This is a genomic window from Vibrio aestuarianus (assembly GCF_012395185.1).
Classification (GTDB): Bacteria; Pseudomonadota; Gammaproteobacteria; order Enterobacterales; family Vibrionaceae; genus Vibrio; species Vibrio aestuarianus.
The window spans coordinates 1-15,222 of the sequence record NZ_JAAZTU010000004.1 but is presented as its reverse complement, the minus strand read 5'-3'; the positions used below and the strand labels follow the sequence as shown (position 1 = coordinate 15,222).

The window sequence follows — 15,222 nt, the reverse complement described above, 5'->3', positions numbered from 1 at the left end:
TTCTGCGCTCTTTTCATCATTAATAACGACAACAGACTAAGGCTTCGCTTGCCAACTGATTTTTTGTTTTTTGACCAGTTCAGCAGAAAGAATACACAACACGCCCCCCAAACCAGCATAACGCACTGCGCTTTGCGCTTGTGCTTCTACTTTCGGTTTTGCATGATAAGCCACCCCCAACCCAGCGGCTGACATCATTACTAAGTCATTAGCACCATCACCGACTGCCACTGTATTGTGCACTTCAATATCATATTTTTCGGCGAGTTCATGCAATATATCAGCCTTGGTTTGAGCAGAGACAACATCGCCTAACACCTTGCCTGTTAGCTTGCCGTCTATAATTTCAAGCGTATTTGATTGAGCATGATCGAGCTGTAAAACCTCTTTTAAATAGTCCGAGAAATAGGTAAAACCGCCCGATGCTATCGCCGTTTTCCAGCCCAATGCATTTAAAGTGGCAACAAATTCTTTGAGATCTGGCATGTAAGGCAATGTGGAGCGTACACTTTCAAGAATCGATTCATCCGCTCCGGCGAGCTTAGCTACCCGCTGGCGCAGGCTTTGCTCAAAATCTAACTCCCCCTGCATCGCTCGCTCTGTCACTTCAGCAACCTCGTCTCCAACCCCGGCTAACTTGGCAATCTCATCAATACATTCAATTTGAATAGCCGTTGAATCCATATCCATCACAATAAGACCCGGTTTCGATAAGTCAGGCACTTCATTTAAGCGCGCATAGTCGATTTCAAGACCTTGTAAAACCTTTTCATGTTCACTAGTGAACTTCCCCGCCATTAACGCGACTTCGTAGTGACCGACCTTCCACATATCAAGCACCGGATTGTAATATCCGGTAAAGAAGTCAATATCATCAAAACATTGGGTCGATAAATACGGTGCGAAAATAATCCAGCTCGCTTTAGATTTATCTAATTGAGAAGAGAAACGAGTCTCAGGTAAACGGTTAAGTAGTGTGGTATGCCTTTTAATTGGCAAGGTTTTTAGCGCATCCATGTTTATCATTCCTTAGTTAATGCTTTCAGCCTCAATGAACAAGGTGTCATCAAAAAAATTGATCGCCACTTTATTTTATTTCGAGTATCTCTCATCAGGCTCTATTAGCAAGACGTTACCCTATTGCAATTTAAAAACGCAAGTATCAATATGGGCAAAGTTTCAATTAATTCCGTTAGGTTGATTATGGATGGCTCATTATTTTCATTTCGTGTCGCAATCCGCGTGATCACGGTTGTTTTCTTAGCCGGGATGTTTTTCTTTACCGTACAAAATAGTGTCGTGATCAGCAAAGGAAATGAACGAATTCAAGCCAACCAGCTAGAGACGCTCACTAATGTGCTCATTTCACAAGCCTCGCTATCAGCAGGTAGCATGATTGCCGAACAAGACCAAGAGCGCTTACTTGCATTAACCAACCAGTTGGCGCAAGACAGCTTAGTGTTTGATGCCACCATTTATGATGCAGAAGGTATCAAGCTCGCTGCCAGCGAAAGTGCGCTAAGCGTTAGGGAAGTGTTAGGGCTAGATACACCGCTGGAAACCGCTCGCATCGGCCGTCAGCAACTTGTAGAGCCCGTTTACCACGACGGTAGCATTATTGGTTTTGTCCGTATAACCTTTGAAACTGGCAAGGTTACTGCTATTTCGGACCACCACTACAGAAAAAGCGATCGCTATATGTATCTGATGCTGCTAACCAGTTTTGTCAGCGGAGTGTTACTTACGTTAGTACTACGCCGTAAACCGAAAAATAAAGGCGAAAACCTGTTACTACAAAATGTTGATGACCTCTCTTAACCATCAATATGTAGCGATAAAAAAACCTCAGTGTTAACGCTGAGGTTTTTTATTTGAGCTAATGATTAAAGATCTTAATCAGAGCACATTAATTACTGTGCATCACCAATTAATACTGAATCTAAGGCTATTTCAATCATCTCATTAAAGGTGTTTTGACGCTCCTCTGAAGTCGTTTGTTCACCTGTTTTGATATGATCAGATACGGTACAAATCGTCAATGCTTTTGCGCCGTATTCAGCAGCAACACCATAAATACCTGCCGCTTCCATTTCCACACCAACAATGCCGTACTTATCCATCACATCAAACATTTCTGGATCAGGTGTGTAGAAAAGCTCAGCTGAAAATAGGTTGCCTACTTTGACATCAATGCCACGAGCCGTTGCTGCTTCTTCAGCCGCCTTTACCATTTTGTAATCGGCTATTGCAGCGAAATCGTGATCTTTGAAGCGAATACGGTTCACTTTTGAATCCGTACATGCGCCCATGCCGATCACGACATCACGTACTTTGATGTCTTCACTTACTGCGCCACAGCTACCAACACGGATAACCTTTTTCACACCAAAGTCTTTAATCAGCTCGGTCACATAGATAGAACATGATGGAATACCCATACCATGTCCCATTACTGAAATTTTACGGCCTTTATAAGTGCCAGTGTAACCAAACATGTTACGAACATCGCACACTTGAACGACATCATCGAGGAAAGTTTCTGCAATGTATTTTGCACGAAGTGGGTCACCAGGCATTAAAACGACGTCAGCGAATGCACCCATTTCCGCGTTAATATGTGGAGTTGCCATTGAAAATATCCTTTATCTAAAATTGACGAAAGAATAGAGAGTACCCTCTCTATTCATATTCAAAAATGCAATGAGCACTTAAAGAAAGTTCTTACCATAATCCATTGCCGAAGTACCAAAGTACTGCGCGATAGATTGACCGATGTCTGCGAAGGTATCACGACAGCCCAACGATCCTGCAGCCACTTTTTGGCCATACACTAATACAGGAATGTGCTCACGAGTATGATCCGTACCCGGCCAAGTTGGGTCACAACCGTGATCCGCCGTTAGGATGAGGATGTCGTCTTCTTCCATAAGCGCCAATACTTCTGGCAGACGATTATCAAAATATTCAAGTGCAGCCGCATAACCTGCCACATCGCGACGGTGGCCATAAGCTGAGTCGAAATCAACAAAGTTAGTAAAGACAATGGTGTTATCTTCCGCAACTTTAATTTGCTCTAAAGTTGCATCAAACAACGCAGGAATACCTGTTGCTTTTACTTTTTTCGTAATACCGCAGTTGGCATAGATATCGGCAATTTTACCAATAGAAACGACGTTGCCTTGTTTCTCATCAACCAATTTTTGCAACACAGTAGCCGCAGGTGGCTCTAAAGAAAGATCACGACGGTTGCCGGTACGCGCAAACTCTCCCGCTTTAGGGCCAATGAATGGACGAGCGATAACGCGACCAATGTTGTAATCTTCCAATTCTTCACGAGCGATTTGGCAAAGTTCAAGTAAACGATCAAGACCAAACGTTTCTTCATGACAAGCAATTTGGAATACTGAATCAGCAGACGTATAGAAAATCGGCATGCCCGTCTTCATGTGTTCTTCGCCTAAATCATCTAATACTTGCGTACCAGAAGCATGGCAGTTACCCAAAAAGCCAGGAAGGTTAGCACGCTTTAGAATTCGGTCAGTAAGCTCTTTGGGGAAGCTGTTTTGCTTATCGCTAAAGTAGCCCCATTCAAACAGCACAGGCACGCCGGCAATTTCCCAGTGACCTGATGGCGTATCTTTACCTGATGACAACTCTGCCGCATGGCCATAGGCACCAATAATCTCAGCGTTGGCATCCAACCCTGGAGCAAAACGCCCAGTTGACTCTTTGTGAGCCATCGCCAAACCTAATTTGGATAAGTTTGGTAAGGTTAACGCCCCTTTACGGTCTGCATTATCTGCATCGCCTTTTGCACATTGCTCTGCAATGTGGCCAAGCGTATCTGAACCGACATCACCGAACTTTTCTGCGTCTGCCGCTTCGCCAATACCAAATGAATCTAATACTAAAATAAATGCTCTTTTCATTGCTCTCTCCAACCAGCGTGTTACACGTCTTCTGCACGAATTTGACGGTAAACATCTGGTGTTGGTGTATATTCTCCGCCCACTTTAATGGCGTTTTGTAAGGCTTTTGCCGCCTCTTGCCACTGCTCTTCATTACGCGCATGAATCATAGCCAGTGGTTTGTTGCTATCAGCGACCTCGCCTAAACGGATAAATTGGTCAAAACCCACCGCGTAATCAATGCTGTCTGTTGCAACGCGGCGTCCGCCACCCATGCCCACAACAGCCATACCAATTACACGAGTATCCATTGCCGATACCACACCACTTTCTAGTGCGTAAACGGGTTTAATGATCTCGGCTTTATCAAGGTAATGATCATAATTTTCGACGAAATCAGCAGGACCGCCTAAACCTTTGACCATTTTGCCAAAGCACTGCGCAGCTTTACCGTTATCGAGCACCGCCATCAGTTTAGTGCGTGCTTCATCGCTATCTTTCGCTAAGTGACCGAGTACCAGCATTTCAGCACAAGAAGCCAAGGTAATTTCAAGTAAGCGAGGGTTACGGTACTCTCCAGTTAAGAAACGAACTGCTTCACGCACTTCAACTGCATTCCCCGCAGAAGAGGCTAACACTTGGTTCATGTCCGTTAAAATAGCCGTAGTTTTGGTGCCAGCACCATTTGCTACCGCAACGATCGATTTCGCTAACTCTTCAGAAGCTTCGTAGGTTGGCATGAAAGCGCCCGAACCCACTTTGACATCCATCACTAGAGAATCTAAACCTGCTGCCAGTTTTTTCGAGAGAATAGAGGCTGTGATCAGTGAAATATTGTCCACCGTTGCCGTAATATCACGCGTGGCATACACACGTTTATCCGCAGGAGCAAGATCACCCGTTTGACCAATGATCGCCACCCCAGCCTCTTTCGTCACTTGACCAAAAACATCGTTAGTTGGTGTGATGTTATAGCCAGGAATAGATTCCAATTTATCCAGTGTTCCACCGGTGTGGCCAAGCCCTCGGCCTGAAATCATCGGCACAAAACCGCCACAAGCAGCTACCATTGGGCCAAGCATTAGTGAGGTTACATCACCAACACCACCAGTTGAATGCTTATCGACTATAGGGCCATCAAAGTTCATGTAGTCCCAATCGATCACCATGCCTGAATCGCGCATCGCACAAGTCAATGCAATGCGCTCTGGCATGGTCATTTCATTAAAGAAAATAGTCATAGCAAAAGCAGCTATCTGACCTTCAGATACCGTATTTTTTGCTACGCCTTGAATAAAGAAGTTAATTTCGTCAGCGGTAAGTGTTTCGCCGTCACGTTTTTTACGAATGATTTCTTGTGGTAAATACATTAGATCCTCCCAAGCAATACGCTTTGGTCAGTAGGGTAAAGAGGTAATGCGGAGCCATAAAAACAGCCCCACAAATCAGACTTATTGTTATCAGTTCAGATGTAACCTACGATTAGTACGCGGCAGGATCTGCTGTTTGGTCTGTTACTTCTAATGTATTTAAAAGGTTAGTCAGTAGACTTGATGCACCAAAACGGTAATGCATGTTATCGGCCCAGTCGGCACCTAATAGCTCATCAGCCATAGCGAGGTACAATGCCGCATCTTCTGCAGTACGAACACCACCAGCTGGTTTAAAGCCAACGGTTTTAGCAACGCCCATATCACGAATCACTTCTAACATCATACGTGCGTATTCTGGCGTAGCATTCACTGGCACTTTACCGGTTGAAGTTTTGATAAAGTCAGCACCAGCTTCAATACAAATTTGCGACGCTTTTTTGATCAATGCTTCTTCTTTCAATTCACCTGTTTCGATAATCACTTTCAAAAGGATATCGCCACATGCTTCTTTACATTGCTTAACAAGCTCAAAACCGACTTGTTCGTTACCTGCGATTAATGCACGGTAAGGGAAAACAACATCGACTTCATCAGCACCATACGCAACAGCTGCTTTTGTTTCAGCCACTGCGATTTCAATATCATCATTACCATGAGGGAAGTTCGTTACTGTCGCAATACGAATCTCTGGTGTGCCTTGCTCACGAAGTGTCTTCTTAGCAATAGGAATAAAGCGAGGGTAAATACAAATTGCAGCTGTATTGCCTACTGCTGTTTTCGCATCATGACAAAGGGCGATCACTTTCGCGTCTGTGTCATCATCGTTTAGCGTAGTCAAATCCATCAATTTTAGTGCACGAAGTGCTGCTGCTTTTAAATCGCTCATTTCTATCTCCGATCAATATATTCAAATAGTTCACTACTGGCACGCGAGTTGTTGGTGCGCTTTTTCCCAGTAGCCACAAATGAACGGACTTGGTTCCCTGAAGACTCGGAATGTTGAACATTCCAATTGCTATCCCTGTCACCGCACAGTACCAATTTGGCCTATGGCACAAACAATGTTGCTCCAATATTGAGCTTTTATTGCTGTGTCTAACGTATATCAAGGCAACACAGTTGCCCTAGCTCCAGATCATACTCCATGTATTGATTAGTGCTAGCTAAAAACTTTCAATATTCCATTGAAAATTAATCTCACCGATACAGTATAGATTTTCGCTACAAAACTGTAGCACCATTCATAGAGCAAACGGTTTGTATCTCAAAAAGAGTCTAAATAACCTTAGACTATCTCTCTTTTTTTGCATGGCTCAATAATGAAATTAAACCCAGAAACAAAAAAGCCCCGCAGCAATTTCTTGCTACGGGGCGATATTAAATGGCGTCTATAAATTAATTACTTTCTAACTAAATTATAGCGCAGCTAGGCTTAAGCAGAAGCCTGCAATTGTCGCTGCCATAAGGTTAGACAACGTACCAGCAAGTACCGCTTTAATACCCATACGAGCAATATCGCTACGACGGTTTGGAGCAAGGCTACCAAGACCACCAAGTAGGATTGCGATAGAAGAAAGGTTCGCAAAACCACATAGAGCGAATGAAATAATTGCAGTCGTCTTCTCAGACATCACTTCACCAGTTGCAGCAATAACTTGCGCGTTCTCACCTAAGTAAGGTGTGAAGTTTAGGTAAGCAACGAATTCGTTAACCACTAATTTCTGACCGATGAATGAACCAGCGGTCACCGCTTCAGCCCATGGCACACCGATAAGGAATGCTAGTGGAGAGAATGCATAACCTAGAATCAGCTCTAGAGTTAGCTCAGGCATACCGAACCAACCACCGATACCGCCCAACATGCCGTTAACAAGAGCAATCAAACCAACGAAGGCAATCAACATTGCACCAACGTTTAGCGCTAGTTGTAGACCAGATGCCGCACCGCCCGCTGCTGCGTCGATAACGTTAGCTGGCTTATCGTCGCCGCCGTCTAATGCTTCATCGAAATCTTCATGAGGCTTATCAGTCTCTGGGTGAAGAATCTTAGCAAATAGAAGACCACCAGGTGCTGCCATAAATGATGCTGCAACAAGGTACTCTAGAGGAACACCCATTGAAGCATAACCAGCCAATACACCACCAGCAACAGAAGCAAGACCACCACACATTACTGCGAATAGTTCAGATTGTGTCATCTTAGGTACAAACGGACGAACAACAAGTGGTGCTTCAGTTTGACCTACGAAAATGTTTGCCGCAGCTGACATTGATTCCGCACGAGAAGTACCCAGAGCTTTTTGAAGCGCGCCACCAAGAATCTTGATAACCCACTGCATAACACCGATGTAGTAAAGTACAGAAATAAGTGCAGAGAAGAAGATCAGTGTAGGAAGAACACGGAAAGCGAAGATGAAACCACCACCACCGAACACTTCGAACATCTTGTTAGAAACAAGACCACCGAACAAGAATGATGAACCATCGTTACCGTAGTTGATAACGTTAGATACACCAGTTGAGAAACCGTTTAAAAGATCACGGCCCCAAGGTACGTAAAGAACAAATGCACCTAATGCAAATTGGATGGCAAAAGCGCCGCCCACAGTTCTGATATTGATAGCTTTACGGTTAGATGAGAATGCAAATGCAATAGCAAGAAGCACTACCATACCGACTAGGCTCATAAACAGGCTCATAGTTTATGACTTCCTTATAAGTTATTTATTGGCGTGTTACAAAATGGAGCTATAAAGCGAGGTGATTATACTCATCCCTCCTTAGATAAAGTAATGCCAGCCTCACACTTTCTTATAAGATTCAGCTCGCATTCACTCACTTATGTGAGCCAACTCACCATTTACTGATACAAAAATCACTAGCCATACATTTCATTTCGAATTCATTCACAAAGAAAATAGCAGCGAGTGACTATTTGCCCATAAAGCCTCAGCAATCGATTGCTCTGACTGTCCCCTTAGTAAAGCAAGCGTTTGCACAATAATTGGCAGATATTTAGGGTGATTCACTTTACCTTGTAAGCCATTCAACGGCATATCTGGTGCATCCGTTTCGAGCACTAAACTTTCGATAGGCAAAGCACAAATGGCCAAACGAGTTTTATTGGCCCTTGGATAGGTGATGATTCCCCCCACTCCAATTTTAAAACCAAGATCAATAAACTGCCTCGCTTGCTGCTCACTTCCGGAAAAGGCGTGTAATATTCCACCTTGGTTAAAGTGGTGTTTTTTCAAAAGCTGGAGAACACGATTGTGAGCTTTGCGGCTATGTATTATAAGAGGTAAAGCCGTCTTTTTCGCTAACTCAATTTGAACTTCAAACATCGATTCTTGCAACTTAGAGTCAACATCTATAGCGAAATCAAGACCACATTCCCCTAAAGCCAGGCACTTCTCGTGTCTGTTATCTAACGCTTGTTCAAACTGATCTATATAAGAATGTGATGATTGAGATAAAAAATAAGGATGAAAACCTAAAGAAAAATAGAGAGCAGGATAACTTTCCGCCAACTGAGCAACTCGCTGCCAATTGCTTGGACCAATCGCTGGAACCAGTAATTTCTCAACTCCAGATTTCTGAGCAAGTTTAATGTGTAGATCAACATTTTCAGAAAAAACAGAAAAATCAAGATGGCAATGAGTATCAAACAGACGTAACTTACTGATGCTCACGTTTAGTCTCTTTATCCGTAGCCGGGTCTTGTCGATAAGGGACACAACTGCGCTTTTTATCAGGTGTCAGCCCCATACTTTCGCACCAACGATCATAACGTGAGATTTGCCTTTTCAACCACTGCCACATATTACCACCTATACCCAAACCACTTGAAGTTGCAGGTAGGCGGCAAGTAAGTGAATCCCCATGAGCATAGATAAACTATGTGATTGGGGTGAGGGAACGTAGCCAACACCGCTGCAACTTCAAGTAGGAAGGGTATAACTATATCACTACTGCTCTTCACGCTTGAAAACGAGCTCAGTCGCTGAAGATTCTTGTTCAACAAAGTAGTAACCTGCACGATCAAACTGAGTCAATTGCTCAAGCGAGGACACTTGATTATCGATGATATAACGCGCCATCATGCCGCGCGCTTTTTTCGCATAAAAGCTGATGACCTTATATTGTCCTTTTTTACAATCCTTAAAAACGGGAGTAACGATCTGACCATCTAACTTTTTATGATTGACGGCTTTAAAGTATTCATTAGAGGCTAAATTAATCAATACATTATCCCCCTGCTCTTGCAGAGCTTGGTTCAACTTATCAGTAATGATATCTCCCCAAAACTGATACAAATTAGCTCCTCTCGCATTGCTCAATTTCGTTCCCATTTCCAAACGATAGGGCTGCATTAAATCAAGCGGCTTCAACAGGCCGTACAAACCAGACAACATTCTTAGATGCTGTTGAGCATAATCAAAGTCAGCATCTGATAACGTTTCAGCCTCAAAACCAGTATAAACATCGCCTTTGAAAGCCAAAATAGCAGGCCTTGCATTATCTGTAGTGAAGGTTTTACTCCATTGAGCAAAACGTGCCACATTCAAGCCAGCAATTTTATCACTGACCTTCATTAATTGAGAAATGTCGCTAGGAGTTAGACGACGACATACCTCAATGAGCTCCGCGGAATGATCGACGAGTTCAGGCTGAGTGAATTTATTGGTGACTAGCGGGGATTCGTAATCTAACGTTTTAGCTGGAGATACAACAATAAGCATACCTTTCTTTCCTCTATATTTATTATTTAACCCGAGTTGAGGTTATTTAATCAAAGCAGTCAACGGCTTCAATTCATCTTATGGATAACAGAGTACAAAAAAAGCCATGCAGTGTCTGCATGGCTTTGCCAATCTATTCAATTGTTCGTAACAATGGTTATTTATTGTTGTTATCCCAAATACCATCTTCTAACTGGGATTTTAGCTCTGGATATTCATTGGCATCAAAGGTTGGAACCTTGCCTGCCTTTAACTGGCGGTTATAGTCTTTCGCCAGTTTAATTACGATGCCAGACAGCAACAGAATCGCCACTAAGTTAACAATCGCCATCAAGCCCATCGAAACATCCGCCATTGCCCATACGGTTGGCAACGTAGCCAAAGAACCAAACATCACCATAGAAAGGAATACAATTCGGAAAACTGTTAACCCTTTCTTATTGTTATGCTCTAAAAAGATGAGGTTGGTTTCAGCATAGGAGTAGTTAGCAATAATGGAAGTAAAGGCGAAGAAGAAAATCGCAAGTGCAACAAAGATGCTCCCCCAACTACCAACTTGAGAACTTAACGCGCGCTGAGTTAATTCAATACCCGTAATTTCACCATGTGGTACATATTCACCAGACATTAGGATAATGGCAACCGTCGCTGAACAGATCACGATAGTATCGATAAACACACCCAACATTTGCACATAACCTTGTGAAGCAGGATGCGGCGGATAGGGAGTTGCAGATGCTGCAGCATTTGGTGCAGAACCCATACCCGCTTCATTTGAGAACAAACCACGCTTGATACCATTGATCATCGCTTGTGCAATTGCGTAACCCAAACCACCCGCAGCGGCTTCTTGCAAGCCAAATGCGCTCTTGAAAATCAACGTGAGCACGGCTGGCAATTTTTCAATATTGGTTACCATCACAAACATTGCTATCGCTAGATAGGCTAATGCCATGAAAGGCACAATCAATTCAGCGGTGCGTGCAATTTTACGAATACCACCAAAAATAACAAAGGCTGAAATCGCAACAATGAAAATACCCACATGAAGCGGTTCAAAGCCAAATGCGTTATTCATTGCTCCAGCAATGGAGTTTGCTTGAACGGCATTGAACACCAAACCGAAAGCGATAATAAGGAAGATAGAGAACAAGACCCCCATCCAACGCATGCCAAGACCTTTTTCCATGTAGTAGGCAGGCCCACCACGATAGTTACCGTCTTTGTCACGAGTTTTGTACAACTGAGCAAGCGTACTTTCTGCAAAAGAAGTAGCCATACCTAACATGGCGATTAACCACATCCAGAAAATAGCACCAGGCCCACCAGCGGTTAGAGCAACAGCAACCCCCGCCATATTTCCGGTACCGACACGAGCAGCAAGGCTAGTACATAATGCTTGAAAAGAGGAGATACCCGCTTTGTCTGCTTTACGGCTATTTTTTAGCACACTGAACATGTGGCCAAAGTGGCGAAACTGGATAAACCCTAAGCGAACGGTGAAGTAAACCCCAACACCGACTAAAAGATAAACAAGAATTGATCCCCAAAGTAGATCATTCATTAAATTGATTAAGTCTGTCACAAGAACCTCTCATAGAGTGATAGCGCTGGCCGCAGAAAATTTAATGAAAGAACACACATGTCTCGTTCAACATCCTTTCGAGCATGCTTTTATCGATATTATTAGATGTGTTCTATTCATCCAAAACGCGAGAGATCTCACATTTTGCAGAGGCCGCGTATTTTTTGACGAACGGATAATGCAACCTGAAAGGTGAAAAATCAATATGCATCAAGTTTAGTTAAAATGTTATTTTTCACCATAAAATCACCTTCGATTAACATTAGATCAATCAAAACACCAACAACAATAAAACAAATAACAATCAAAAAACCAACATTGCAGAATAAAAAACAACCATAGAAACTCAGTTGCATCAACTTAATCTCAGCCATTGAGAATCAAGGGTTCATTCGATTGATTAAAGAATTTTGCATAATTAGATAATTATTTTTCGTTAAGCGCTCAAAAAAAAACCACCCACCCACGTCAAAACACTCAAAACAACAATTAGTTAACATTCTCAAATATGAATAAAATCGTTTGCTTTGGTTAATCGCTCGCTTTTCATACCAAACATCTCAACTGAAAATGTGAAATTCTGGTCAAAATCCAATAAAAGCTTCATAAAAAGGAAACAAATGAGAAACAAATCATAGTTAGGCTAAGTGAAAATGTGCTATCTAGAATGCACGACATGGCGTAATCACAACAACAAGAGGTTGCTTATGGAAGGCTTGCAATTTGACGAAATGTTGGAAATGGAAATCACGAAAATACGCTCCAGCCGCGCTAAACCAGTAAAGCGAATGTGGCGAGAAATAGAATTAATTCAAGATCAAAAACGATTGCAAAGAGAATTGATGGAGATGGATGTCTGCTTCGAAGCAGAACTGAGCAAAATTTAACCGTAAAAAGAGGCATCTTGAGTAGATGCCTCTTTTTTCACTGCGCGTTATTGGCATTCAGAAGCGGTTTGTCTCACTCGCTGAGCCAGTTGCTGATACTGTTCTGCAATCGTTTCACCAAATACCGGGTCATCCTCTGATTGACTCCATTGAACCTCTACCGCTTGCCAATCCGCAATGGTAAAGGTTTGACTAATCAATGGAAGTATCGACTGCTCTTCAAGTTCTAAATGCTGCTTCTGGGAAGAGATGAACGCTTCTAACTGCTCAATGAATACATGCTGTGGAACCACTGCATCTTGCAAAATCATATCGACAATATCTAGGAAATCATGGGTTATACCCGATAGTTCCGAGTGTTCTTTCTCTAAATTTTCGATCTCATTTTGTTGACCATAGTGTTCAATATAGTAGCGATAAATGATGTCTTCTTTCGGGTGGTGCACTGTTTCGGAGTGGCTCCCCAGATAATCTACAATTTCTCTGAGCAACGCATAGTTAACACTTTGCTCATTCTTGAGTTGGTGCAATTTACTACGCAAAATTGCAAGCAAGCGCGCCATGTAGCCATGCTCTCTTCGGATCCTTTCAATCATCATTGTGCTTCTCCATTACACATAACTTTAGCTAAGTGTATAAAAAGATTGCACTCCACGCTTTGACACTGCTCGAAAAAACATCAAATTATCATTCATCGAGCAGAGGTTGCCAATTAATAGGCTCTTTACCTTGCTGGATAAGTAATTGATTCGTTTGAGAGAAATGTTTACAACCAAAGAAGCCTCGATGGGCCGATAGAGGAGAAGGATGAGGAGCCATTAATACATGATGTTTGCTGCGATCGATCATACGGCCTTTTTTCTGGGCATGAGCTCCCCACAATAAAAATACCACGCCATCACACTGCTGATTAACAGCATCTATGACTCTATCTGTGAACGTTTCCCACCCCGTATTGGCATGCGAATGAGCTTGACCTTGTTCAACGGTCAAAACCGTATTGAGTAACAACACACCTTGTTGCGCCCAACTTTTTAAATATCCATGCGAGGGAATTTGAAAACCCGGAATATCCTGCGCCAGTTCTTTATACATATTGACTAAAGAAGGTGGCGTTTTCACCCCCGGTAATACAGAAAAGCACAACCCATGCGCTTGCTTTGGTCCATGGTAAGGATCCTGCCCTAGGATAACCACTTTGACTTCATCAAATTCAGTAAAACGAAATGCGTTGAACACATCATTAGCTGGAGGATAAATGACTTTCCCTGACGACCTTTCTTTTTCTACAAACGCCATTGTTTGCTGAAAATAGTCTTGTTGCTTTTCGTGGCCGATAACATCATGCCAAGTCAGTGATTGAGTCATAAAAGAGCCCTGTGAAGTAAGTATGGCTAACATTGTACCCACAAATACTCATTACTGCATGAGTCAACTTCACAGAGCTTTAGCTGATTAATGAGACTTTTGTTGCGGCGTTCGAGCATGTCCTTGCCCCGTAACATGGCGGTTAGGTATTGGTAGTCGAACAGGTCTGTGAGTATTTACAGTACGTGGCATTGAATGAAACATAGTGGCATCCTCCTTCATTACAGACTTAGCTATGCATAAGCCACTATGAAAGAAAGATGCCAACTTTAGTTACGATTCAATTATAGAGAGCGATTCAACATGAAATTGCCTTAGTGTCTGAATTTCTTGTGACCAAATATCAGGATCAATTGTTTCTAAAATCAAAGGGATACCATCAAATCGTGAGTCTTTAGCAATATATTCAAAACAGGCCCAACCGATTTCCCCTTTGCCCAGTGAATGATGGCGATCGACTCGACTAGCAAATTCTGCTTTTGAATCATTAATATGCATTGCCCGTAAATAGTGCATACCGACGACGCGATCAAACTCAGCAAACGTCGCCTCACAAGCCTCTGTCGAGCGTAGGTCATAACCAGCAGTAAAGGTGTGACAAGTATCCAAACACACTCCAACTCGTGATTTGTCATTCACTTGTTTAATGATTTGCGCCAAATGCTCAAAGCGCCACCCTAAATTGGTACCTTGCCCAGCTGTATTTTCAATAACAGCAATCACATCAGGTACAGCTTGATGTGCCAAATTGATCGACTCGGCAATAGTGGCAAGACACTCGCTTTCCGACACTTTTTTTAGATGGCTGCCAGGGTGAAAATTAAGTAACGTCAGTCCAAGTTGTTGGCAGCGCTCCATTTCATCGATAAAAGCTTGCCGTGATTTTTCGAGCTTATCCGCTTCTGGAGCACCCAAGTTAATCAGATAGGAGTCATGCGGCAGAATGTGTTCAGAATTAAACCCTAGCATCAAACAATTGGCCTTAAAGGCACGAATGGTTGCCTCCTCTAAAGGCTTGGCCACCCATTGCCGCTGATTTTTAGTAAACAAGGCAAATGCATTAGCCCCAATTTCTCTTGCTCTTAGTGGGGCTTGATCGACACCACCTGCGGCAGATACATGAGCCCCAATAAACTTATTTCCGATACCTTGTTTTCTGTTTGTCATTAAATCACTTTATACTTTCAACATTAGTTTCTAATTGTCTGATTTTACATTGAGCAGGTCAAACCCACCCCGCTTATGTAGTAAAATTACAACAAAATTACCATTAAAATATTTTTTATGGTTTAAAATAAAATTAAAATCATTGTTTTTAAAAGATTTATTGATTCAAATCAAAACATTAACCACCATAAA

The 15,222-nt window shown here is 42.6% G+C and carries 15 protein-coding genes; 2 read left to right on the top strand and 13 right to left on the bottom strand.

Annotated features, from left to right (window positions below; genetic code table 11):
* Window positions 1–36 precede the first annotated feature (36 nt).
* Complete coding sequence (serB, locus tag HGG78_RS02460) at window positions 37–1,017, bottom strand: phosphoserine phosphatase (protein ID WP_053310824.1); 981 nt, start codon at window positions 1,015–1,017, stop codon at window positions 37–39.
* A gap of 186 nt (window positions 1,018–1,203) precedes the next feature.
* Here serB and HGG78_RS02455 point away from each other — a divergent pair, with 186 nt between their 5' ends.
* Window positions 1,204–1,818: a YtjB family periplasmic protein gene (locus HGG78_RS02455; RefSeq protein ID WP_172531981.1), complete on the top strand. Its 615-nt coding sequence runs from the start codon at window positions 1,204–1,206 to the stop codon at window positions 1,816–1,818.
* Window positions 1,819–1,910: 92 nt separating this feature from the next.
* On the opposite strand, the gene deoD is transcribed toward HGG78_RS02455, so the two are convergent.
* The 9 genes from deoD to HGG78_RS02410 form a co-directional block, all read right to left on the bottom strand.
* On the bottom strand, window positions 1,911–2,630 hold the full coding sequence (gene deoD, locus HGG78_RS02450; protein WP_053310822.1) for a purine-nucleoside phosphorylase: 720 nt from the start codon (window positions 2,628–2,630) through the stop codon (window positions 1,911–1,913).
* Between the two features lie 78 nt (window positions 2,631–2,708).
* The gene (gene deoB, locus HGG78_RS02445) at window positions 2,709–3,929 is read right to left on the bottom strand and encodes a phosphopentomutase (RefSeq protein WP_172531980.1); all 1,221 of its coding nucleotides are present in this window, start codon (window positions 3,927–3,929) and stop codon (window positions 2,709–2,711) included.
* 20 nt (window positions 3,930–3,949) lie between these two features.
* Window positions 3,950–5,278 (bottom strand): thymidine phosphorylase, encoded by a 1,329-nt coding sequence (gene deoA, locus HGG78_RS02440; protein WP_172531979.1) that lies wholly within the window; start codon window positions 5,276–5,278, stop codon window positions 3,950–3,952.
* A gap of 112 nt (window positions 5,279–5,390) precedes the next feature.
* Window positions 5,391–6,167 (bottom strand): deoxyribose-phosphate aldolase, encoded by a 777-nt coding sequence (gene deoC / locus HGG78_RS02435; protein ID WP_172531978.1) that lies wholly within the window; start codon window positions 6,165–6,167, stop codon window positions 5,391–5,393.
* Between the two features lie 529 nt (window positions 6,168–6,696).
* Window positions 6,697–7,980, bottom strand: a complete 1,284-nt coding sequence (locus HGG78_RS02430; protein ID WP_172531977.1) for a NupC/NupG family nucleoside CNT transporter — start codon at window positions 7,978–7,980, stop codon at window positions 6,697–6,699.
* Window positions 7,981–8,187: 207 nt separating this feature from the next.
* Window positions 8,188–8,973, bottom strand: a complete 786-nt coding sequence (locus HGG78_RS02425) for a TatD family hydrolase (RefSeq protein ID WP_216835413.1) — start codon at window positions 8,971–8,973, stop codon at window positions 8,188–8,190.
* The gene (locus HGG78_RS02420) at window positions 8,960–9,103 is read right to left on the bottom strand and encodes a DUF5363 family protein (RefSeq protein ID WP_168521133.1); all 144 of its coding nucleotides are present in this window, start codon (window positions 9,101–9,103) and stop codon (window positions 8,960–8,962) included. Before HGG78_RS02420 ends, HGG78_RS02425 begins: the two co-directional genes overlap by 14 nt.
* A 146-nt stretch (window positions 9,104–9,249) precedes the next feature.
* Window positions 9,250–10,023, bottom strand: a complete 774-nt coding sequence (gene yaaA, locus HGG78_RS02415; protein WP_053310816.1) for a peroxide stress protein YaaA — start codon at window positions 10,021–10,023, stop codon at window positions 9,250–9,252.
* A gap of 157 nt (window positions 10,024–10,180) precedes the next feature.
* Entirely contained in the window at window positions 10,181–11,608 is a 1,428-nt protein-coding gene (locus HGG78_RS02410; protein ID WP_172531975.1) for an alanine/glycine:cation symporter family protein, read from the bottom strand.
* Window positions 11,609–12,315: 707 nt separating this feature from the next.
* On the opposite strand from HGG78_RS02410, the gene HGG78_RS02405 reads away from it, so the two are divergent.
* Window positions 12,316–12,495: a DUF3545 family protein gene (locus tag HGG78_RS02405; protein WP_053310814.1), complete on the top strand. Its 180-nt coding sequence runs from the start codon at window positions 12,316–12,318 to the stop codon at window positions 12,493–12,495.
* A 47-nt stretch (window positions 12,496–12,542) separates the two neighbouring features.
* Here HGG78_RS02405 and HGG78_RS02400 read toward each other — a convergent pair whose 3' ends face one another.
* The 3 genes from HGG78_RS02400 to nfo form a co-directional block, all read right to left on the bottom strand.
* Window positions 12,543–13,094 (bottom strand): hemerythrin domain-containing protein, encoded by a 552-nt coding sequence (locus tag HGG78_RS02400; RefSeq protein WP_172531974.1) that lies wholly within the window; start codon window positions 13,092–13,094, stop codon window positions 12,543–12,545.
* An 88-nt stretch (window positions 13,095–13,182) separates the two neighbouring features.
* Complete coding sequence (gene ung / locus HGG78_RS02395) at window positions 13,183–13,863, bottom strand: uracil-DNA glycosylase (RefSeq protein WP_172531973.1); 681 nt, start codon at window positions 13,861–13,863, stop codon at window positions 13,183–13,185.
* 273 nt (window positions 13,864–14,136) lie between these two features.
* Window positions 14,137–15,030 carry a deoxyribonuclease IV gene (nfo, locus tag HGG78_RS02390; RefSeq protein ID WP_172531972.1) on the bottom strand — a complete coding sequence of 298 codons (894 nt, stop codon included), beginning with the start codon at window positions 15,028–15,030 and terminating at the stop codon, window positions 14,137–14,139.
* Window positions 15,031–15,222: the final 192 nt, after the last annotated feature.

Excerpts from the sequence above, each read along its gene's own strand:
- serB (WP_053310824.1), bottom strand. The coding sequence starts at position 1,017 with ATGGATGCGCTAAAAACCTTGCCAATTAAAAGGCATACCACACTACTT.
- HGG78_RS02455 (WP_172531981.1), top strand. The coding sequence starts at position 1,204 with ATGGATGGCTCATTATTTTCATTTCGTGTCGCAATCCGCGTGATCACG.
- deoD (WP_053310822.1), bottom strand. The coding sequence starts at position 2,630 with ATGGCAACTCCACATATTAACGCGGAAATGGGTGCATTCGCTGACGTC.
- deoB (WP_172531980.1), bottom strand. The coding sequence starts at position 3,929 with ATGAAAAGAGCATTTATTTTAGTATTAGATTCATTTGGTATTGGCGAA.
- deoA (WP_172531979.1), bottom strand. The coding sequence starts at position 5,278 with ATGTATTTACCACAAGAAATCATTCGTAAAAAACGTGACGGCGAAACA.
- deoC (WP_172531978.1), bottom strand. The coding sequence starts at position 6,167 with ATGAGCGATTTAAAAGCAGCAGCACTTCGTGCACTAAAATTGATGGAT.
- HGG78_RS02430 (WP_172531977.1), bottom strand. The coding sequence starts at position 7,980 with ATGAGCCTGTTTATGAGCCTAGTCGGTATGGTAGTGCTTCTTGCTATT.
- HGG78_RS02420 (WP_168521133.1), bottom strand. The coding sequence starts at position 9,103 with ATGTGGCAGTGGTTGAAAAGGCAAATCTCACGTTATGATCGTTGGTGC.
- yaaA (WP_053310816.1), bottom strand. The coding sequence starts at position 10,023 with ATGCTTATTGTTGTATCTCCAGCTAAAACGTTAGATTACGAATCCCCG.
- HGG78_RS02405 (WP_053310814.1), top strand. The coding sequence starts at position 12,316 with ATGGAAGGCTTGCAATTTGACGAAATGTTGGAAATGGAAATCACGAAA.
- HGG78_RS02400 (WP_172531974.1), bottom strand. The coding sequence starts at position 13,094 with ATGATGATTGAAAGGATCCGAAGAGAGCATGGCTACATGGCGCGCTTG.
- ung (WP_172531973.1), bottom strand. The coding sequence starts at position 13,863 with ATGACTCAATCACTGACTTGGCATGATGTTATCGGCCACGAAAAGCAA.
- nfo (WP_172531972.1), bottom strand. The coding sequence starts at position 15,030 with ATGACAAACAGAAAACAAGGTATCGGAAATAAGTTTATTGGGGCTCAT.